This window comes from Kitasatospora sp. MBT63 (genome assembly GCF_000710465.2).
In the GTDB taxonomy this organism is placed as follows: Bacteria; Actinomycetota; Actinomycetes; order Streptomycetales; family Streptomycetaceae; genus Kitasatospora.
Map to the genome: position 1 here is coordinate 1 of NZ_JAIZ01000679.1, position 409 is coordinate 409.

Below are 409 nucleotides of genomic sequence, written 5' to 3' on the forward strand. Positions count from 1 at the left end.
CCGAGGAACCGAACATGACCAGCAAGCCGTACCTGACCGGCCACTACACCCCCGTCGCCGACGAGATCACCGCCACCGCCCTCACCGTCGAGGGCACCCTGCCCCCGGAGCTGACCGGCCGGCTGATCCGCAACAGTCACAACCCCAAGCCCGGCGTCACCCCCACCCACTGGTTCAAGGGCAGCGGCATGGTCCACGGCATCCGGCTGCGTGACGGCCGCGCCGAGTGGTACCGCAACCGCTGGGTGCACACCCCGGCCCTCGACGGCGCACCGTACATGACCGAACACGGCCCCGACCTGACCGCCAGCACCGCCGGCACCCACGTCATCGAGCACGGCGGACGCCTGCTCGCCCTCTGCGAGGCCAACCTGCCGTTCGAGCTGACCCGGGACCTGGACACCGTCGG

Annotated in this window: 1 protein-coding gene; it reads left to right on the forward strand. The window is 71.1% G+C overall.

Annotation, left to right across the window (positions count from 1 at the left end):
- Positions 1-14: 14 nt before the first annotated feature.
- Positions 15-409 (forward strand): carotenoid oxygenase family protein (locus AA75_RS35755; RefSeq protein WP_033824560.1); only part of this gene is annotated, 395 nt, incomplete at its 3' end.